Raw genomic sequence first — 22,697 nt, 5'->3', positions numbered from 1 at the left:
CATTCACAAATAGAGAGATATTCGCTATACTATAAAGGTATTTTTAAATAAAGGAGAAATTTATGCGTAAGAATCATATCTATTTGGCTGGTCCTTTTTTTAATGAGCAGCAATGTCGAATTTTAGACGCTGTCCAAGAAGCGTTACAAAAAAATGCTACGGTAGGAGAAATTTTTTCACCAAGCAAATGGCAAGGAGCTAAAGACCTAGCTTTTGGCTCAACAGAATGGAAACAAAAAACATTTTTAGCCGATATTCGCCAAATTGATCGCTGTGATGCAGTAGTGGCAATTGCAGATTATACCGTATTAGAAGGTGAAACTCTACCAGATTCAGGGACAACCTTTGAAATGGGGTATGCTTATGCAACGAATAAACCTCTAATTATTGTGCATGCAGAAGATATGAATAAATTGAACTTAATGTTGCTAGAAGCACAAACTTCAATTCAATCTATTGATACATTAGCAAATTACGATTTCAATACCTTACATCCAAATATTGAAATGGAACAGAAATTAGAAGTATTTTAGTCGTTAAGGAGATGATTCTTTTTCCCACTCTGAAAGATTAGGTGAAAGAGAATCAATCCTTTTTTTTATCTGAATTTTGCAATAGAATGATGAACTTATGATATAATCAAAAGAAGAATAAATAGATGAGAGTGATGAAATGAATATTGAACAGATGAAGCAAAGACAAGAGAAAATTCGTAATTTTTCAATTGTTGCTCATATTGACCATGGAAAATCAACATTAGCAGACCGTATTTTAGAAAAAACAAATACGGTTTCTAAGCGCGAAATGCATGATCAACTGTTGGATTCTATGGATTTAGAACAAGAGCGTGGAATTACTATTAAATTAAATGCAGTAGAATTAAGTTATAAGGCGAAAGATGGAGAAGAATATATCTTTCACTTAATTGACACCCCAGGTCACGTCGACTTCTCTTATGAAGTTTCACGTAGCTTAGCAGCTTGTGAAGGTGCCATCTTGGTTGTCGATGCTGCTCAAGGAATTGAAGCTCAAACGTTAGCTAATGTTTATTTAGCTTTAGATAATGATTTGGAATTAATTCCTGTCATTAATAAAATTGATTTACCTGCGGCTGATCCAGAACGTGTAAAAAAAGAAATTGAAGACGTAATCGGATTAGATGCTGAAGATGCAGTATTAGCGAGTGCCAAAGCAGGAATTGGTATTGAAGAGATTTTAGAAGAAATTGTTGATAAAGTCCCTGCTCCAGATGGTGACATTGAAGCACCATTGAAAGCATTAATTTTTGACTCAAAATATGATTCTTATCGTGGAGTGGTTTTAAATATCCGTGTTGTAGATGGAATGGTAAAACCAGGAGATAAAATTTTATTAATGAGTAATGGAGCTACTTTTGATGTAACAGAAGTAGGGGTGTTCTCACCAAAACCATTATCAAGAGAGTGCTTAATGCCTGGAGATGTAGGCTATTTAACTGCAAGTATTAAAACTGTTCAAGATACACGTGTAGGGGATACCATTACCCTAGCAAATCGACCAGCAGAAGAACCTTTAGCAGGTTATCGTCAAATGAATCCAATGGTCTATTGTGGATTATATCCAGTAGATAATTCAAAATTTAACGATTTACGTGAAGCTTTAGAAAAACTACAATTAAATGATGCTGCTTTACAGTTTGAAGCAGAATCCTCACAAGCACTAGGATTTGGTTTCCGTTGTGGTTTCTTAGGATTGCTACATATGGATGTCGTGCAAGAGCGTTTAGAACGTGAATTTGATTTAGATTTAATTACCACTGCACCATCTGTAATTTATGAAGTAACAAAAACAGATAAAACGACGCTACGTGTGGATAATCCAGCTGATTTCCCAGAACAAGGATTGATTGATCACGTGGAAGAGCCTTATGTTAAAGCGAGCATTATGGTACCAAAAGAATATGTCGGTGCAGTAATGGATATTGCTCAAAGAAAACGTGGAGAATTCATTACGATGGATTACATTGATGACTATCGTGTGAATGTTATTTATGAATTACCATTATCAGAAATTGTTTTTGACTTTTTTGATAAATTAAAATCAGGAACAAAAGGATATGCTTCTTTAGACTATGAAATGATTGGTTATAAACCAAGTAATCTAGTAAAAATGGATATTTTATTAAATGGAGAACAAGTCGATGCATTAAGCTTCATTGTCCATAAAGATTTCGCCTATGATCGTGGAAAAGCGATTGTAGAAAAATTACGTGGATTGATTCCACGTCAACAATTTGAAGTGCCAATTCAAGCAGCAATTGGAAATAAAATTGTGGCTCGTAGCAATATTAAAGCATTGCGTAAAAATGTATTGGCTAAATGTTATGGTGGGGATGTTTCCCGTAAGCGTAAATTATTAGAAAAACAAAAACAAGGGAAAAAACGTATGAAACAAGTCGGAAGTGTGGAAGTACCACAAGAAGCCTTTATGGCAGTTCTGAAGATGGATGATGAAGATACAAAATAAAATTTCTGCTTTCTTAAAAAAAGAAAAATGGCAAGCAGGATTTCGTATTCTTCTACTTGTGATGGTTAGTATTTTTCTATTTATTGGTTCAGCTTTTATTACAGAGAGAGGATTAGAAATAGAAAATGTACGTACGTTACAACCCTTAATTTCAGAGGTGGCGAAAGAAGAAGGAATGATGGAATATCTTCCTTATATCAAAGGGATTATTATGTTAGAATCAGCAGGTACAGGAACCGATGTGATGCAATCCAGTGAAAGTAAATATGGAGTTCCTAATAAAATCACTTCGCAAAAAGAAAGTTTAGAAGCAGGAATCTCTTTTTTAAAACAAGCGATTGAAAAAGCAAAAGAGATGGATTGCGATATTTGGACTGCTATTCAAGCATATAATTTTGGCTTAAGCTATATTCATTATGTAGCTCAACATGGAAAGAAAAACACGATTCCTTTAGCAGAAACCTATTCTGAACAAATGTTAGCTAGTAAAAATGCAAAAGGAGAACATCAAAAATATCGTTATTGGAAATTAAAAGCGATGAAATATAATGGAGGTTACCTTTATCGTGATGGTGGAAACTTCTTTTATGCAGAGCAAGTTGCTTTTAATATGAAGATTTTGAAGTTTTTCCATCAAGGATAAAGAAAGTGTGAATAGAAAATGAAAAAATCGTCAATATTTCTCATCGCACTTGCAGCTATAATTACCGTTGGTATTTGCTTTTATGGTGAAGTAAAAGATAAAAAAGAAGTTGCGCAATATGAAGCAACTTATAAAAAGCAGGCAAAAGAAGAAAACGTGTTGCAAGAACGCGATGATGATAAGGAAAAAGAAAGTACAGATTCAAAAGATAAAGAAGAGACCAAGAAAAAAGAAGAACCTAAAAAAGCTAAACCAGTGAAAAAAGAAAAAAAACAAGAGAAAGATAAAAAAGAAGAAGATAAGGAACAAACGGCAGGTTATACAATTAAAGAAGGGGATGACTTACAAGTCATTGCTAATAAATGTGGAATTTCAACAGATGAATTAATGAAAATGAATCAATGGAGTTCTCTTCCTATTGTTCAACCAGGTCAAGTGATTCAAGTTCCAGCAAATAAAGTAGGTGCACTAGGAGGAGAAAATATTTCTCAACAGGCACCCACATCAAATGCACCAGTAGCGCCAGCACCACAAAATAATGGAACGCAGGGAGCCACACAAACGCCAGCTCCAACTCCAACACCGGCGCCAGCACCAGTACAACAACCAGTAGCACCAACACCGGTAGCTCAATAATAATTAGTAATGGAAAGACTGACTTTGTCAGTCTTTTCATAATTCAGGGGGAACTATGGAAATTAGTCGATATCTTAGTGCAGGAAGTGTTACGCTTTCGAATCTATTATTAAAATATTATCGTCAACTTAATTTATCAGAAATTGAGTTAGTAATGTATATTCAATTGTCTTCAGCTCAACAACGCAGTAAAAAAATGCCAGATATTGGTAAAATTAGTGAAGCGATGGGCTTAGATGTGAAACAAGGATATCATATTATTGAATCATTGATGAGAAAAGGGTGTATTCAACTCTGTCGTTATGAAACTGAAGAAGGAAAAGAAGCGGATGCTTATGATCTTTCTGGTGTTTTTCAAAAAATTGATTTATTGGAAAGAAAAGAAAAAGAATTGGCAGTTAAAGAACAATTACCTAAATTAGTAACAGAATTTGAATTAGACTTAGGAAGAACAGTATCTCCTTATGAAATTGAACAAATTCAATCTTGGTTACAAAATTATTCCTTTGATTTAATAGTATTAGCATTAAAAGAGACTGTATATCATCGAGCAAAAAGTCCTTTTCGTTATTTACAGAAGATTTTGGAGTATTGGCGAAATCAAGGGGCAAATACAGTAGAAAAAGCAAAAATGATCATTGAAGAATCAAGAAATCATAAGTTAAGACAAGAAAAAGAAGAAACACCACCACTAGAAGTACCTATCTTTGAGGATTGGAATGGTGGATACGAATAGGAGGATTTGATGCGTTCAAAAGAGGAAAATCGCAAATTGATTACAGCAGTATCCCAAGTATATAAAGATGCTACGGTAGCTTTGCATTATGAAACTACTTTTCAGTTATTAATTGCAGTGATTTTAAGTGCACAAACTACAGATGTGGCAGTAAATAAGGCTACACCTAGTTTGTTTGCTTCTTATCCGACACCTGAAAAATTGGCCAATGCTTCAATAGAAGATGTAATCTCAAAAATTAAAACGATTGGCCTTTATCGAAATAAAGCTAAAAATATTATTGCTTGTAGTCAAAAATTAGTAGAAGAATTTGGTGGAAAAGTTCCAGCCGATCGTAAACAATTAATGAGTTTACCGGGAGTAGGAAGAAAAACAGCGAATGTAGTATTAAGTGTGGCTTTTAATATTCCAGCATTTGCGGTAGATACGCACATTCAACGAATTGCTAAGCGTCTACAAATTGTTCCTTTAGATGCTTCAGTAGATGAAGTAGAAAAAACCATTACTTCTATTATGCCCAAAGAGACATGGAATCATTTGCATCATCAATTAATTTATTTTGGTCGATATTTATGTACGGCCAAAAAACCAAAATGCGATCAATGTCCATTTACAAAGGAATGTTTATATTATGAATCAGAAGTAGCCGAGAAAAAAGAATCCTAGATGTAATCATTTTGTAATAAAACGTTATCGTTTTGTAAACTGATGTTTAACTATGAAATAGAAAATCATGATATCCTAAGACAGTAGTTAAAAGAGAAGAAAAAAGAAGATTACAAACAAAGGAGATCATTATTTTATGAAAGCAAACAAATCACTAGTATTAGGAACTGTATTAGCAGCGGCAGGAATTGGCGTATGCATGACAAGTGGAGACGCAAAAGCAGATACTGTTTACACAGTTCAAAAAGGCGATACTCTATACAAAATTTCTCGTAAATTTGCTGGAGACGCAAGTTTAGTACAAGCGATTGTTGAAAAAAATAATATTGCTAACCCAAACATGATTTTTGTGGGTGAAAAGGTTACAATTCCTGAAAATGCAAATGATACAAAATCTGTTAAAAAATCAACAAATACTTATAAATCAGTAGCAAAAGCACAAACAGTGAAAGCTACACCAAAAGCAGTAAAAGCTACACCAAAAGCAACTGCACCAAAACAACAAAATACTTACCAAGCGCCAAAACAAAATGTTGCTCCACAGCAAACATACCAAGCTCCTAAGCAACAACAAACTTATCAAGCGCCAAAACAACAAAATACTTACCAAGCACCTCAACATTCAGGTAGCGAAGCAAGTGCAAAATCATGGATTGCAATGAAAGAATCAACAAACAACTACAACGCTCGTAACGGTCGTTACATTGGTAAATACCAATTAGACGCTGCTTACTTAAACGGAGATTACTCTGCAGCAAACCAAGAACGTGTAGCTGAACGTTATGTAAAACAACGTTACGGTAGCTGGTCAAAAGCGAAAGCTTTCCACGAAGCAAACGGTTGGTATTAATAAGATAAGAAAAGATAAAGGTTAGTGAATTTCACTAACCTTTTTTTTGTAAAAAAATTGGTAATTCTTTTCAATAATGATAAAATGAAACTATATTAAAGGGGGAATTGAATTGGCACAAAAAGAGAAAAAAGAATCTGGCTGGATAGGGACTCTTGTTTATTGTGCAATTATTATATTAATTGTCGTTTTATTACGTACTTTTGTCTTTAGTCCGATGAAAATTTCTGGTCATTCAATGGATCCAACATTACATGATGGTGAGCGTGTAATTTCTGTCAAATTAGCAAAAGTAAAACGATTTGATATTGTTACATTGAAAGCACCAGATGATCCAGATAAAGATTATGTCAAACGAGTCATTGGTTTACCAGGAGATACAATTAAAATGCAAAATGATACATTGTATATCAACGGTAAAAAATATAATGAACCTTATTTAGATGATTTTAAAAAATTAATGAAAAAAGGGACATTAGCTAGTCAATATGAACCAATGTTCCAACCAGAAGTAGAGAATGCCAAACATTTTACTGAGAATTTTTCATTACAAACGTTAGCTTCCACAAAAGGAGCAATTAAAGTTCCAAAAGATACTTATTTTGTGATGGGAGATAATCGTCTAATCTCAAAAGATAGTCGAATGTTAGGTTTTATTCCGAAAAAGAATATTTTAGGAGTTGTAGAATTTGTCTACTGGCCATTAAAAGATATTGGTTTTGTCCATTAATTAATCAGAAAAGAATCTATGGAAACATAGATTCTTCTTTTTTATAGGAGGAAGTATGAGCTTACTTTATATTTATGGAGATCGTAGTCATCAGCACTTACAAATGATGATGCAAGAAAAAGAGAAATTTTGTGGTGCAAAAGCATGGTTACAAGAAAAAGAGCATCAAGTCTGTTTTCTTGTTCCCAATAATTTGAAATTTGAAGGAGAAGTAGCGATTTTACAAGAGTATGCACAAGGAGAATCCTACGATTTTATTAGTAACCTTTCTCTTTCTGTTTTCAGTTTTGAGCGTTTAGCATGGTATTTGTTGGAAGAAGATCATACACCAAAAATTTCGCAAAGTGGATTACAAATGTTATTGCGAAAACAAATGTTAGAGATTGAAAAAGATACGACAGAGGATAAGTATACCCACTTAAAGCCATTATTTAATAAGAAAGGATTTATTGAAAAAGTATTAGACCTTTTTTTAGAATGGATAGAAGGTCAATTAACTCCAGAATTACTTTTGGACTATCTTTCTCTAGCGGAAGAAGCATCTTTGAATGAAGAAACGCTGAAGGAATTAATCTATTTATATCAAAATTTTTTACAAGTAAGTCAAGGATATTCATTTAATAATCACCAATTATTAGCGCAATTAAAAGAATATTTACAAACACATTCTTTAAATCATTACCAGTTTTATGTTTATGGATTTCAGCGTTTTACCGCAGAAGAACTAGAAATTCTATCTTTACTGGCAAAACGCTCTCAATTAATCGTCAGTGTTATCAGTCCAGATCATCCATTGACAGGAAGTATGAGTTCATTATATGAGAGTCAAAAACAATTAGCCAAACGTTTAGCTATTCTGGCAGAAGAACCTTATCCATTATGCTTTTTAGCGCCAAAAGAGGAATATCCATTAGCCTCAATGTCACAAGTGTGGCAAACGTTTGATGAGGGAAAAACTTCTAATTATTCTTTACCTCAATCGGTAATGTTATGGAAAGCAGAGGATGAATTAGCAGAGGTAGAGCAAGTAGCACGAACAATCTATCAACTGGTTCGAGAAGAGAACTATCGCTATCGAGACATTACGATTTTTACTCGTAATTTAGAAGGATATCATTCACATTTTGCGCCTATTTTTCATAAATATCAAATTCCATATCATCTAGGAGAATCGCAAAATATGGCGCACCACTCTTTAACGATTTTATTGGAATCTTTATTTAAAATCGAACAATACCCACATCAGGCACAGTTTGTTTTTGACTTTCTAAAAACAGGTTTAGTTCGTCCAACCTATGAAGAAATTTGGTCTGAGCAAGAAAAAGAACAATATGAAAAAGACCAGCAAACGCAAGCTCTAGAAGAATATCAAGCAGCGTTCACAATGGAAGAAGAAAAAGAAGAAGTTCAAAACCGGGAATTAACAGATTTTGTTTCGTTTGAGGAATGGTCCCAATGGATTTCTCTTGCAGAAATTTTTATGGAAACAAGTGGGTATGATGGAAGAGATTGGCAAAAAGAAGAATTCCCTTACCGTGGGAGCCAATTAAAAGAAGGGGATGAAAAAGCGATTGCTAAATTAACAGAAGCCATAACTTATGTAGCACGTTTTGTTCGTCAATTGTTAGCAGACATCCATCAAATTTTTGCAGAGAAAAATACCTATCGTGAAGTATTACAAGCTTTGTATCAACAACTACTTTCTTGGCACGTTCTAGAAGAATTACAAAAAGAAGAAGTAGATAAAAATGAAGAAGTGTGGAATCAATTTGTCGCTTTAGTAGAAGAAATGAATCAATTATTAGGAGCTTATCCTTATCAAAAAGAAGAGAATCTCTTTTTTGAATTATTTATCGAAGGACTAAGAAGTAGAACCTATTCTTCGATTCCAAATACAGTAGATGAAGTACATATTGCCGATATTATGCGTCCTAGAATGGTAAAAACAAAAGTTTGCTTTATTATCGGTGGAGATGAATTGCATTTACCAAAAGTGATGAGTAATGATACGTTACTTAGCGATGAAGAACGAATGCATTTAACTACGTATTTAGAAGATTATCCACAGTGCTACTTGGGTAAAGATACGATTACGATGATGAATCATGAATATTATCATGCCTATTTAGCAATGACTACCGCTAAAGAAAAATTATATTTAAGCTATGCTCAAAGTAAAGGAGAAATGTCTCCTTATTATCAATGGATGAAAGAATTAGGAGTAGAAACTAAATCTATCTTTTTATTCCCACAAAATGGTACCTTCCAAAAAGAATATTTAGCCAATGGGCAACAAAATAATGCGGTCGCTCTTACTTTATATCGTAAAGAACAAACAGGAATTTTTCCTTTAGATCCAACTTGGCAAAAATGTTTAACTTCTTGTCAACAAAAATTTCCAACTCTTTGGCAAGGTCTGTTTTTAGAAAATCAAGCCGAGTCTTTACGTAAAGATCAAATCTTTGATTATTATGATGAACCATTTGGTAAAGAACATCAGTTTATTACATCAGTAAGTCAATTGAGTGGATATTTAACCTGTCCTTATCGCTATTATTTACAAAAAGGATTACAGTTAGAACCACTAGAAGAATATCAACCAGATTATCGGATGCATGGAAACTTTTTACACGAAGCATTAGATGTTTTAATGAAAGAATTACGTCAAAGAAAACAAAATTTCCATGTTTTATCTACGCAAGAATTATATGATTTATGTCAATCGGTGTTAAAAGAATTAGAGGGAGAAAAGATATATTCTGTCTATCAAGCAAATGAAAAGAATCGCTTTGAAAATCAACAATTAAAACGATTGTTCCAAAATGTCTGTGCGATTTTACATTATGAAATGGAAATACAAGAAGATATTCAATATGAAGACTCCTTAACCGAGATTCGTTTTGTGCCAGAACGAGACAAAATCTATCCTAATCAATTGATAGCTCCTAATTTAAGCATTCACACAGAAGATGAAACTGGAAAAGAAGTACCTATTACTATTGGTTTAAAAGGACGAATTGACCGGTTAGATTTATTAAAAGTCGGCAAAGAAAGATATTATCAATTGCTAGATTATAAATCAAAAGCTAAAAAATTAAGAGCGAATGGTGTCGATGTTGGGGATGCTTTACAATTATTGACTTATATTGCAGTATTGCAAGAAAACCAAGAAGCTCTCCGTCAAGCTTTTTCGTTACCAAAAGAAGAGGTCGAGGAAATTCATTTAGATGGTGCATATTTTGTTCCTTTAGAAAATAACGATTTACAAGAAAAAGATCAGATTAAGATTAGTTCACAAATTCGTTGGGAGGGAATTGCTTTAAAAGAAGGACTACCTAAAGAAAAAGAAGTATATCATTTATTGGGAAGCCCAAAAAAGGAATATGCCGCTGGATTAACGGAAGAGCAAATGACACAATTAGTGGAAAAAAATAAAGCAGATATTAAACAAGCAGTACAAAATATTTATGATGGAGACTGCTCGATTCGTCCTCGTAATGAAAAGAGTTGTCAACATTGTCCATTCCATAGTATTTGTCAGTTTTCAACAGAAACGAATCAATATCAAAAAGGAAGTTCGGTCCAAAATGTCGACGAACTTTTTGAAAAATTGAAGAAAGGAAAAGAGTAAGTCGCTTTACTCAAAAGATTATGGCTGAAGTACATTATACTGAAGAACAAAAAAGAATTATTGAACATGAAGGGAATAATTTACTTGTTTCTGCTTCGGCAGGCTCAGGGAAAACGATGGTATTAATTGAGCATATTTTATTTTTAATCCAAGAAAAAAAAGTATCTCTCGATCAATTACTCGTTGTAACTTTTACCAATGATGCTGCCAATGAGATGAAACAGCGCTTAAAATCATTATTACAAAAAGCAATTCAAAAAGAAAAAGAGAAAGAGCAGAAGCGTTGGTTGCAAGACCAACTAGTAAAATTACCTAGCGCGATGATTTGTACGATTGATAGTTTTTGTTTACAAGTCTTACAAAAATATTATTATTTATTAGAATTAGATCCCAAAATTCAATTATTAACCGAAAAAGTGGAACAAATGGAGATGCAAGAAGAAACGTTCGATACTTGGTTTGAAGAACAAGTTCGATTACAAAAGCATCCTTTACTATTCCAACAATTCCAAGATTTAGCTGCTCTACAGAGAGTATTTGTTATGGCAAATCAAGAGCTAGATGCAACTGCTGATGAAGAAGCGTTATATCAACAATGGTTGTATTGGTTTGATCATAAAGAAGAATATTACCAACAAAAATTATTATCTATCGCCAAAGAAATGTCTTTCTTTTTGAGTGATAACGCTTTTGCAATAGAAGGTACTTCTTTTTTTGAAAAAGGAACAGAAATTTATCAACAATTTTGTCAAGCGTTAGAGGGGAAACAAGCTTGGTCAGAAGTTCCTAAAGGACTGCGAAAGCCACCTAGAGTAGAACTGAAAGGTACAAATCCTTTTACCAATACTGCACTAAAAGAAGACCAAAAGCTACTAAAAGAAGCATTTGAATCTCAAAAAGAAGAAGCAATTAGTAAAGAATTGGCCATTGAATTATTAGAAAGTATTTATGAAATTCGCCAATTAGAAAAAGAATGGCGCAAAGAAAAGGGAGTAGCTACCTTTAGTGATGTGGCTAAAAACGTTCAACAATTATTACAAGAACAACCCGAATTAGTTCGTTTATATCAAGAACAATTCATTGAAGTGATTGTGGATGAATATCAAGATGTGAACGACCTACAAGAAAATATTTTATCAACGATTAGTCGAGGAGATAATTATTTCATGGTGGGAGATGCTAAACAAAGTATCTATCAATTCCGAAAAGCGAATCCACATAATTTTATCGCTAAACGGACTTTATATTTAGAAGATCAGCAAAAAGGAAAAGTAATTTCTTTACGAGATAATTTCCGTTCTCGTAAAGAAGTTCTTGATTTTGCAAATGCGGTATTTGAAAAAACGATGACAGATGCTTTTGGTGGTATTTCTTATGATGAAAAAGAGGCTTTACGGGCAGGAGCTACTTATTCACAAAGCTGGGATGCTACGACCGAATGGTTAACCTGTGAAGAAATAAAAATACCAGAAGAATGGCAAGAAACGATAGAAGAATCCAAAGAATTGCAAGATGCGTTCTTCCAAGAAGGAAAATTGGATGAAAAGAAATTACAAGCACATCTAATTGCTCAATCCATTCAAGAACAATTAGGAAAAGAAATTTATATTCAAGGAAAAGAAGAAAATCATCCTCTTTCTTACCATGATATTGCGATTTTAAGTCGTAGCAATGTGGGATTAAGCATTGTAGAAAATATTTTAGCCAAATATAAAATTCCTACGGTTCGTAGTAAAAATATGAATTATTTCCAAGCCATTGAAGTGCAACAAGTACTAGCATTATTAGAAATTATTGAAAATCCCTACCAAAATATCCCATTTGTAGCGGTATTGCGTTCGCCTTTTGTCGGAATGAAGGAACAAGAATTAATGGATTTGCGTCACTATCAAAAAGAAGAAGGAAAGCAAAGTATTTATTTGCAAGCAAAAGTATGGGCTGAAAAAGATGAACGTTTAGCTCAATTTTTGGAACAATTATCCTTTTGGCAACAAAGAAAAAGAAATATCTCTGTTCGAGAGTTATTATGGGATATTTATGAACAAACGCAAATTGTCACTTATCAACTAGCTTTTGATAATGGAGAACAAAGACAGAGAAATTTATCTTTACTTTATGAACAAGCAGAAGCCTTTGAAGCTTTGGAATATCGAGGGTTGTCATCTTTTTTACGATATGTCCGTCGTTTAGTAAAAAATAATAAAGAACTAGAAGGCATTCAAAAAGAAAATGCAGTTATTTTGCAGACCATTCATGGAAGTAAAGGATTAGAATATCCCTTTGTTTATTTATATCAAATGGATCAAAGTTTACAGCTAAAAAATAATAAAGATTTAGTGATTTTTAGTAATAAAAATCATTTAGGATTAAAGTATCGTCAAATTTCTGACTTTGCTAAAGAAAAAGAACAGCTCCCTTATCAAAAGACAATTCGTAATTATACGTATCAAGCAGTAGCCGAAGAAGCGAAAAAAGAATATTTAGAAGAGGAGTTGCGTATTTTATATGTAGCCATTACTCGTGCGAGAGAAAAGTTATTTGTCGTTGGTTTTGGGAAAGAAACAGAAATTGAAGCAAGAGAAACGATTTCCTTACCTTTAGAAAAAAATAATTCCTTTATGAATTGGATCTTAGCTGCATCTAGTGCGACTTATCATTTTCCTTGGAAGAAAAATGAGCAAGAAATAGAGCAAATTTTTAGAAATTTTTGGGAACAAAAACAAAAGAAACTCGAGTTTATTACTACCGTTGAGCCAGCAAAAGAAAAAGCAGCAGAAAAAACTTGGCAAGAAGTAGAAGCTGTATTGCAACAAAAATATCATTATGAAGCACAAACAGAGATTCAAAGTTATCAATCTGTTTCTCATTTAAAACATGAATTTAGCGATCCTGATATTGTTCAATTAGAGGAACAAGGAGCTTCTTTCTTTAAAGAAAAAAGTACAAATTGGAAACAACCTAATTGGCAGGAAAGTCAAAAAGAAGTGACAAGAGCTCAATTGGGAAGCGCGATGCACTTACTTTTACAATATTTAGATTGGACAAAAGATATTACATTAGATACTTTCATTGAGCTAAGTAATGAATTAGTACATAAAGGAAAATTAGATCTTCTCGTCGCACAAAAACTAGATTATACTACTTTATTAAAATTCGTTCATAGTCCATTAGGGCAATTTTTTAAAGAACACCACGCTCATTTATATTGTGAACAAGCATTTTCAGGTCTTTTTCCTGTAGAAAAAGAGGATGTTTTAGTTCACGGAATTATTGATGGTTATATCGTCTTAGAAGATTGGGTGTTATTATATGATTATAAGACGAACTTGCGCCGTAAGTATGAACGTAAAGATACATTTAAAAAACGAATGAAAGATGAATATTACGGACAGTTACGCTTATATGCGAAGGCGTTACAGGGTACATATCCAGAAAAGAAAATTGTACCCATCCTGATTTTATTATCAGAAAATGATTGGCTATTAATAGAAGAATAGAAAAGAATTATAAAAAGTACGATATATAGAAAGAGAGAATAATGAAAGAACATTCAATTCATGCAACAGTATATTATGTCTTAAAATGGCTAGTAATTTCTTTTATTTTAGCCATTTTATGTGGGAGTATTATTTCCATTTATATTTTAGCGATTAATAAAGGAGAGCAAGTCCGAGCCTTGCATCCAATAATGATTTTAGGCTTACCTTTTGTTGGTGCAGCGGTAACTTATATGTATCAATATTTTCATTTAACAAGTCAAGTAGGAAATAAATTATTAATTGCCAAAGCCAATGGATCTGAAGAAAAAATTCCTTTTCGAGCAATTCCTGTATCCATGTTAGGTACGATTGCTTCTCATTGGTTTGGAGCCTCAATCGGTCGAGAAGACATTGCGACTCAATTAGCAGGTGGAATGATTGATCAAGTAGATCAGCATTTCTATTTTCGATTTACAGACATAGAAAAACAATGGTTAATTACTTGTGGATTAGGAGCAGGGTTTGCTTGTACCTTTGGCACTCCTGTCGCAGGAACATTGTTTGCTTTAGAAATTTCAAAAGCTCGCTCTTTTCGCTTAGATGCAATTTATCCTGTATTTATGACGTCTCTATTATCTTATTGGGTGACGACTTGTTTTGACTTACATCAAAGAGGAGTTTTTTCTGTGACTGGTTATCCAAAAGAAGAATTAATGACTTTTGTGTGGTTATTTATCATTAGTATTCTTTTTGCTTGTATCGGTCGTTGTTACCGTTTTGGTATTTCTTTAGTGCAAAAGTCAATGCAAACTTGGATTAAAAATCCTGTTTGGATTACTTTTTTAGGAGGATTATGTGTTGTCATTTTAACTTTGATTTTTCATAATATAGAATATTTAGGGTTAAGTTCGGCGATGCAAAAGGAAGCTATTGATGGTACTCCATCTCCATTTGGGTTTTTTTGGAAACTACTCTATACTATGATATGTGTAGGAACAGGATTTCGTGGGGGAACCTTAACGCCTTTATTTGATATTGGCTCCAATTTTGGACATTTTCTTAGCCGTTGGGTTCCATTTGATGCCAGTTTCATTTCTGCACTAGGATTTTTAGGAGTTTTTGCGGCAGCAACAAATACTCCGTTAACTTGTTTTATTTTAGGAATTGAATTATTTGGTGGGAAAGGAGCAATTTTCTTTTTCTTTGTCACCATTACTAGCTATATTTGCTCTGGGAAATATAGTGTCTTTACACAAAAGTAAAAAAGAGATGAGGCTATAACAGTGAAGAAAACGTATGCGATTATTGATATCGAGACAACGAATTCAAGTTTTAAAAAAGGAAAGATGATCCAATTTGCTTGTGCATTGGTTCAAAAAGACAAAGTAATTCAACGTTTTAATACGTTTATTAATCCAGAAACGCCTATTCATGAAGGAATTACTCAATTAACGGGAATTACAGAAGAAATGGTAAAAGATGCTCCTTATTTTTGTGATGTAGCTTCCATTTTACATGATTTATTGACTGATTGTACTTTAGTCGCACATAATGCACAATTCGATGTTAATTTTTTAAATATGCAATTTGAGCAAGAAGGATTGACTCCTCTTTCTTGCCCTGTCATAGATACTGTGCAGTTAGCAGAGGTATTATTTCCAACCGTAGAAGGATATCGATTACAAAATTTAGCTAAAGAATTGAAACTGACTCATTGTCATGCGCATCGAGCAGATAGTGATGTTGAAGCAACAGTTGAACTTTTTTTGGCGCTAAAAACAAAGTGGCAGAGTTTACCTGCACATATTCAAAAACGAGTCGTACGTTATGCGGATTGTTTTTATGAGAATACAGGAGAATTTTTTGCCGATTTCATATCCTTGGAAAAGGAACTTGATCCTAAATATATTAAAATTGGCATCTTTTCTTTATTACGTAAAGAAAAAGAAGATGACACATTATCATTTGCTGAAGTAGGTCAACAAAAAACGATAGGTATAGAATTGCCACAAAAAGATCGTTTTTTTGCTTATGAAGAAATGAAAAAAAAGAAAAAAAATAGTTTATGTTTAATTCCTAAATATGAGTATCAACGTTGGACGGAAAAAGGGTATGAAGTTTGGGATTGTGCTTCTGAATATATTGATTTGGAATTATTTCAAAATCATTGGGACGAGTCAAATTCAGATGAGGTCCGTAGATTACAAATTAAATTATTGATTTGGTTAACAGAGACAAAGACAGGATGTTTTCATGAATTAAGATTGAAAATTCGTCCTAATTTTTTCCAACAAATCGCTCATAGGGGACTATCTTTTTTACAAAAAAGAAAAAGAACCTATTCTTATGATTTTTTAGTTCGTCAAGAGGAAAGAATAAAACATCAAGCACATATTATAATGACTCAAGAACGTTTTTTAGAATATGAAGAAGAAGAAAATCCAATTCGAAATACGTTATATGTGGATGAAGCTACTTATTTTTCTTTTTTATTAGAAGAAAATACAAAAGAATATTTATCTCTACAAAAGTTTAAGCATTGGCAACAGCAATTAACGAAAGAAGATTTTGCAAGTAAAATTGAATTTCCTTCTGAAAAGCAAACTCGACAATGGAATTCTTATTTACCTTTTTTAAAGAAAAAAACGGTCTTTTTCTATCAAAAATGGAAAGAATACTATCAAACAGGAGATTTGAAGAAATTACCATCGATTGAGAAAATGAAAAATCAATTACAGCAATATATCACAATTTTGAACAAAGGAATTCAATATGTACAAAAGAGTCAAAATCGAAAACGTGAGAAAAAAGAAATTGAATCTTTTTTTATCGAACTAATTCAATGGGCAGATTATTTATATGTATATCTAGAATCAGAAAATATGGGAATAAAAACAGGAATAGATGACAAAGAGCATCCTTATCTTTTCCGAGATAAAAAACGAGAATGGGAGTTTTATATCCATATCCAGGAAGTAGGAACTATTTATTTAGTTGACGAATGTTTAATCCAAGAAGGGAAAAGCTATTATCCTTTAGATTATTGTTTTTATTGGAAAGAGGAAACAAACATTCAAAAACAAGAGAAAGAAGTAATTTTATATGATCAACTTTCTTCTTTATCGACGAATGAATTCGTTTATGCTTATGTAAATCAACAAGGAATTTACAGTATTAATAAATGGTTATCTCAAGGACAAAGAGTATATCTTCCTTTTACAACAAGTTTTTATTATGCGTTCTTATTCCAAAATATAAAGATTACTTTGATGAATACTATTTCGCTAACTCTTTGGCAAGAGATATTTTTAGAAAAATTACATCGAAAAGATTGCCTTATTGAAAGAAGTTCTTTTCCTAGAGAAAAATGAGGAAATTCATCATTTTGAGTAGAAAAAGAACTTAATATTGTCTATAATAAACATATATCTATGCGAAAAAAGGAGAGGCAAAAAATGAAAAAAATAATTACTACATCGTTAATTACTATTGTGACGATTGTTTGTCTTGTAGGTGCCTTTTTCTTTTATGCAAGTACTCCAGTTCGTAAAGAGAGGAAAGAAGCGATTCAATTGGCAGAAAAATATGCAGATATGAATAAGCCAGAACGCTTTTATCTTTTTACACGTGATCAAACGTATTATACGATTGCTGGAGAAAACAAAAAACGTCAAGAAATTTTAGTTTCCATTCCAAAAGACGGAGATACCATTAAGGTAGTAGACCAAAAAGATGGAATTACTGAAAAACAAGCGCAAGAGATTGTACAAAAAAAATATCATCCCTACAAGATAGAAAATATTAATTTTGGCTATATTAAAGGTATTCCAGTGTGGGAAGTCACAACAATGAATAAAGATCATACTTTATCTTATTATTCATTACGCTTCCGTAATGGTAGTATCTATAATAAAATTACAAACTTTTAAGGAGTGAGTTTATGGAAAAAATTAGCATCATTGATTCAAAGAACCATGTTAACGAGGTTGTAGAAATTAATGGTTGGATTGCCAACAAACGCTCTAGCGGTAAAATTGCCTTCTTAACATTGCGTGATGGATCTGCTTATTTCCAAGGAATTGTTTTAAAAGAAACAGTAGGAGAAGAAGCTTTCGCTCAAATTAAAAATTTACCACAAGAAACAGCAGTAAAAATTATTGGAGAAATCCACGAAGATAAGCGTTCAAAATTTGGTTATGAAATTGAAATTAGTCAATTAGAAGTAATTGGTACAAGTGGTGATTATCCAATTACACCAAAAGAACACGGAACAGATTTCTTGATGGATCACCGTCATTTATGGCTACGTTCATCAAAACAACATGCGATTATGCAAATCCGTAATGAAATTATTCGTGCGACTTATGAATTCTTTAACGACCGTGGCTTTATTAAAATTGATCCACCAATTTTAACTGGTTCTGCTCCAGAAGGAACAACAGAATTATTTGAAACAGATTACTTTGGTCAATCTGCTTATTTATCACAAAGTGGTCAATTATATGCTGAAGCTGCAGCAATGGCTTTTGGTAAAGTATTTACTTTTGGACCTACTTTCCGTGCCGAAAAATCAAAAACACGTCGCCATTTAACTGAATTCTGGATGATTGAACCAGAAATGGCTTTCACTCATCAAGATGAAAGCTTAAAAGTGCAAGAAGATTATGTTGCCTTTTTAGTACGTAACGTATTAGATCATTGTGAATATGCGTTAGATGTTTTAGGTCGTGATCGTGACGTTTTAGAACGTTATACACAAACACCATATCCAAGAATCAGTTATGATGAAGCAATTGAATTATTAAAAGAAAATGGATTTGATGATATTGAATGGGGCGATGACTTTGGTTCACCACATGAAACATTTATCGCTAACTCTTTTGAAAAACCAGTATTCATCATGAACTATCCAGCAAAAATTAAACCATTCTATATGCCATTAGCACCAGGACGCGATGATGTTGTTATTTGTGCAGACTTAATCGCTCCAGAAGGATACGGCGAAATTATCGGTGGTAGTGAACGTGAAGTTGACTATGATGTATTAGCTGAAAACATCGAAAAATTTGGCTTATCTGAAGAAGAATATGGTTGGTATTTAGATTTACGTAAGTATGGTTCTGTACCACACAGTGGTTTTGGTTTAGGGCTAGAACGTACAGTAACATGGATTAGTGGTATTGAACACATCCGTGAAGCAAGCCCATTCCCACGTTTATTACATCGCTTACGTCCGTAATAGAGAAGTAATAAAAAAGTCCCATACTTGCATGGGACTTTTTTCTTTATATTGTCAAAGAAAGGATAAAAAGCAATTTAATTTCTAAATAAATTGCTGATAAAAAGAAAATGAATCAGAAAAATAAAAAAAGATTAGGATTGATCTTAGCAACGATTGTTTTATTGGTAGCGGTAATTTTTATTGAACCTCATGTCTCTGCTCCCATTTCATTTATTTTATACTTTTTAGTTTACTTACTAATCAGTTTTGATATTTTCCAAGGAGCATTTAAACATATTGCTAAAGGAGAATGGTTCGATGAAAATCTATTGATGATTGTAGCAACATTAGGAGCCTTCTTGATTAAAGAATATCATGAAGGAATCATGGTTATGCTATTATTCCAAATTGGCGAATTGTTACAAAGCTTAGCATTGAATAAATCTCGTCAATCCATTCACCATTTACTAGATTTACAAGAAGATACCGCTCGCGTAAAGACAGAAAATGGTTGGCAAGAAGTTCCATTAGAAAAAATTGCTATTGGATCTACTTTACAAGTTAAAGCTGGGGAACGCATTCCAATTGATGGAGTATTATTAAGTGAACAAGCAGTGGTGGATACTTCTGCTGTCACAGGAGAAGCACTAGCTCGTACTTATCATCAAGGAGAAGAAATTAGTAGCGGAACTTTGAATGAATCTTATACGATTGAGTTAAAAACAACGATTCTTTCAGAAAATAGTACTACAAGTAAAATGATTGAATTGGTACAAAATGCGCAAGCGAAAAAAGCTCGTAGTGAACAATTCATTCGTAAGTTTGCAAAGGTGTATACGCCAATTGTTTTGGCAGTAGCTTTATTAGTAGGAATTATTCCACCACTTGTTTTCCATTTCCCATGGCAAGAATGGATATATCGTGCATTAATCTTTTTAGTCATTAGTTGTCCATGTGCTTTAGTAATTTCTGTACCATTAAGCTTCTTTGCTGGAATTGGTGCAGGATCAAAAAATGGAGTTCTATTTAAAGGAAGCCAATATATTGAACAATTAGCGACGGTGAAACATGTAATTTGTGATAAGACGGGTACAATTACTACAGGAAAATTCACAGTTAAGGAAGTATATACGAGTGAAACTTGTACAAAAGAAGAAGCATTAGCATTAAGTGCAGGCTTAGAAGCTTATTCTAACCATCCAATTGCCCAATCAATTGTGGAGGCAAATCAAGGAAAAACAGATGAATATACTTTTGAAAATGTGCAAGAAATTGCTGGTTATGGATTGAGTGCTTTTTATAATGGAAAACCAATTTTTATTGGAAACGAAGATTGGATGACACAACAAAAAATCTTAGTTCCACAAATTAAAGAAGCAGGAACGATTGTTTATTTAGCTTATGATGGACTATATCAAGCAGCCATTTTAATTGGAGATACGATTAAGAAAAGTGCTTATGGTTTCTTCTCTTACTTGAAAGAGGAAAATATTGATTCAGCCTTAGTTACTGGAGACCGTGCAGAAAGTGCGGAATCTGTAGCTCGTACATTAAATATCCGCACTGTCAAAGCAAATTGTTTACCAACAGATAAAGTAGATTATGTAGAACAAGTGCTACGTAATGAAAAAGAAGGGGAAGCAACTGCCTTTATTGGCGATGGAATGAATGATGCTCCAGTAATTGCGACAGCAGATGTAGGGATTTCTTTAGGAGGAGTTTCTAGCCAAGCAGCCATCGATGCAGCAGATGTTGTATTTATGGACAATGATTTGACGAAATTTAATTTTGCTCAGCAATTGTCACGAAAAATTATGAAGACTGTTAAGATTAATATTGTTTTTGCGTTAGTAATTAAAGTCTTGTTCTTATTACTTTCTACCTTAGGATTGGTTTCTATGGAAGGAGCTATTTTTGCTGATGTGGGCGTAACTATCTTAACAATTTTATATGCTAGTCGTTTATTATATGATAAACATGTAAAAGAATAGAATATTAAATAGGAAGAAAGAGTTAAATGTTCGTTATTTACGAACTTTTTGAACTCTTTCTTCTTTTTTATAGTGAAAAGATTTGCAAGAGCATCCATTTATTCATATAATAGTGATAATTATATGATAAGGAGGGGTTCCTATGAATCCACAGTCGGAGCAGACGAAAAAGCAGCTTCGTTGGTTTAACATTTCCTTTATCGCTTTTACTTCTGTATGGGGATTAGGGAATGTCGTAAATAACTATGCTCAACAGGGAGTATCAGTTATTGTTTCTTGGCTATTAATTTTAGCCTTATATTTCATTCCATATGCTTTAATTGTAGGTCAATTAGGTTCTACATTTAAAGATAGTGCCGGAGGCGTAAGTTCTTGGGTAGAACATACGACAACAAAACAATTGGCATATTTAGCAGCCTGGACCTATTGGGTAGTACATATCCCATATTTAGCACAAAAACCACAAGGGATTTTAGTTGCTTTATCTTGGGCTGTTAATGGAAATGGCGATATGGTTAAAGAGACACCAGCATTACTACTTTCACTGATCTGTTTTGCTATTTTCTTACTTTTCCTATGGATTGCTTCAAAAGGAATTAAGACAATTAATGCCATCAGTAGTATTGCCGGTATCGCAATGTTTATCATGTCTATGTTATTCATTCTTTTAGCTGTATCCGCACCGATGGTATTTGATATTAAAGCAGCAACGCCAAATCTAGCAGATATTAAAACTTATTTACCAAAATTTGATTTGCAATACTTTACAACATTATCAATGCTAGTATTTGCGGTTGGAGGAGCAGAGAAAATTTCTCCTTATGTTAATAGCACAAAAAATCCAGAAAAAGAATTTCCAAAAGGGATGATTTTCCTAGCGATTATGGTAGCAGTATCTGCTTTATTAGGATCATTTGCCATGGCATTTATCTTTAATAGTAATGATATTCCAAAAGACTTAATGATGAACGGTGCTTATGAAGCCTTCGCTAAATTAGGTCATTATTACCATATTGGAAACTCATTAATGATTATTTATGCTGTAACAAATACATTAGCACAAATTGCTGCGTTATCTATTTCTATCGATGCACCACTGAAAATTTTATTAGCGAATGCAAATCCAGAATATATTCCATCTGCATTACGCAAACAAAATAAACGTGGTACTTTTGTTAACGGATATTTAATGACAGGAATTTTAGTAGGAATTTTAATTTTAGTTCCAGCATTAGGAATTGGTGATATGACAGAGTTATATAACTGGTTATTAAACTTAAACTCTGTAGTAATGCCTATGCGTTACTTATTCGTATTCTTAGCCTTCATTTTCTTAATGAAAAATATTCAAAAATTCCAATCTGAATATCAGTTTATGAAGAAAAAAGTTCCTGGTATGATTGTCGGAATTTGGTGCTTTGGCTTCACAGCATTTGCATGTATTTTGGGTATGGTACCAAAAGTAAGTTATGCTGCTGAACCAACACAATGGTGGTTCCAATTATTAATGAATATTGCGACACCATTAATCTTATTAGCATTAGGTTTAATCCTACCATTTATTGCTCGACGTGAAAATCGAAAAAAATAATAAAGATAGATAAAAAGC

16 protein-coding genes are annotated in these 22,697 nt (G+C 33.0%); all 16 read left to right on the top strand.

Annotation, left to right across the window (positions count from 1 at the left end):
* The first annotated feature begins 62 nt into the window (after positions 1–62).
* Positions 63–533 (top strand): nucleoside 2-deoxyribosyltransferase, encoded by a 471-nt coding sequence (locus C683_RS03800; protein ID WP_009490171.1) that lies wholly within the window; start codon positions 63–65, stop codon positions 531–533.
* A gap of 139 nt (positions 534–672) precedes the next feature.
* Entirely contained in the window at positions 673–2,505 is a 1,833-nt protein-coding gene (gene lepA, locus C683_RS03795; protein ID WP_009490169.1) for a translation elongation factor 4, read from the top strand.
* Positions 2,486–3,148, top strand: a complete 663-nt coding sequence (locus tag C683_RS03790) for a lysozyme family protein (RefSeq protein WP_083848950.1) — start codon at positions 2,486–2,488, stop codon at positions 3,146–3,148. Before lepA ends, C683_RS03790 begins: the two co-directional genes overlap by 20 nt.
* Positions 3,149–3,166: 18 nt before the next feature.
* A complete protein-coding gene (locus tag C683_RS06555) occupies positions 3,167–3,784 on the top strand; it encodes a LysM peptidoglycan-binding domain-containing protein (RefSeq protein WP_009490165.1) in 618 nt (205 codons plus the stop codon).
* 55 nt (positions 3,785–3,839) lie between these two features.
* Entirely contained in the window at positions 3,840–4,520 is a 681-nt protein-coding gene (locus C683_RS03780; protein ID WP_009490163.1) for a DnaD domain-containing protein, read from the top strand.
* A 9-nt stretch (positions 4,521–4,529) separates the two neighbouring features.
* The gene (nth, locus tag C683_RS03775) at positions 4,530–5,186 is read left to right on the top strand and encodes an endonuclease III (protein ID WP_009490161.1); all 657 of its coding nucleotides are present in this window, start codon (positions 4,530–4,532) and stop codon (positions 5,184–5,186) included.
* Between the two features lie 136 nt (positions 5,187–5,322).
* Complete coding sequence (gene apf, locus C683_RS03770; protein ID WP_009490159.1) at positions 5,323–6,036, top strand: aggregation-promoting factor; 714 nt, start codon at positions 5,323–5,325, stop codon at positions 6,034–6,036.
* A 112-nt stretch (positions 6,037–6,148) separates the two neighbouring features.
* Positions 6,149–6,766: a signal peptidase I gene (lepB, locus tag C683_RS03765; protein ID WP_009490157.1), complete on the top strand. Its 618-nt coding sequence runs from the start codon at positions 6,149–6,151 to the stop codon at positions 6,764–6,766.
* A 55-nt stretch (positions 6,767–6,821) separates the two neighbouring features.
* A complete protein-coding gene (locus tag C683_RS03760; protein ID WP_009490155.1) occupies positions 6,822–10,397 on the top strand; it encodes a PD-(D/E)XK nuclease family protein in 3,576 nt (1,191 codons plus the stop codon).
* A gap of 20 nt (positions 10,398–10,417) precedes the next feature.
* Positions 10,418–13,894, top strand: a complete 3,477-nt coding sequence (addA, locus tag C683_RS03755; protein WP_009490153.1) for a helicase-exonuclease AddAB subunit AddA — start codon at positions 10,418–10,420, stop codon at positions 13,892–13,894.
* A gap of 41 nt (positions 13,895–13,935) precedes the next feature.
* Positions 13,936–15,138 (top strand): chloride channel protein, encoded by a 1,203-nt coding sequence (locus C683_RS03750; protein WP_009490151.1) that lies wholly within the window; start codon positions 13,936–13,938, stop codon positions 15,136–15,138.
* A 21-nt stretch (positions 15,139–15,159) separates the two neighbouring features.
* A complete protein-coding gene (locus C683_RS03745) occupies positions 15,160–17,247 on the top strand; it encodes an exonuclease domain-containing protein (protein ID WP_009490149.1) in 2,088 nt (695 codons plus the stop codon).
* A gap of 84 nt (positions 17,248–17,331) precedes the next feature.
* On the top strand, positions 17,332–17,805 hold the full coding sequence (locus C683_RS03740; protein WP_009490147.1) for a cell wall elongation regulator TseB-like domain-containing protein: 474 nt from the start codon (positions 17,332–17,334) through the stop codon (positions 17,803–17,805).
* 11 nt (positions 17,806–17,816) lie between these two features.
* Positions 17,817–19,115, top strand: coding sequence for an asparagine--tRNA ligase (gene asnS, locus C683_RS03735; RefSeq protein ID WP_009490145.1), 1,299 nt, complete (start codon positions 17,817–17,819; stop codon positions 19,113–19,115).
* A 110-nt stretch (positions 19,116–19,225) separates the two neighbouring features.
* The gene (locus C683_RS03730; protein WP_009490143.1) at positions 19,226–21,088 is read left to right on the top strand and encodes a heavy metal translocating P-type ATPase; all 1,863 of its coding nucleotides are present in this window, start codon (positions 19,226–19,228) and stop codon (positions 21,086–21,088) included.
* Positions 21,089–21,230: 142 nt separating this feature from the next.
* Positions 21,231–22,679, top strand: coding sequence for an APC family permease (locus tag C683_RS03725; protein ID WP_009490141.1), 1,449 nt, complete (start codon positions 21,231–21,233; stop codon positions 22,677–22,679).
* The last annotated feature ends 18 nt before the right edge of the window (positions 22,680–22,697 follow it).

Source organism: Catellicoccus marimammalium M35/04/3, from assembly GCF_000313915.1.
In the GTDB taxonomy this organism is placed as follows: domain Bacteria; phylum Bacillota; class Bacilli; order Lactobacillales; family Catellicoccaceae; genus Catellicoccus; species Catellicoccus marimammalium.
This window is presented reverse-complemented; position numbering and strand designations above follow the sequence as displayed.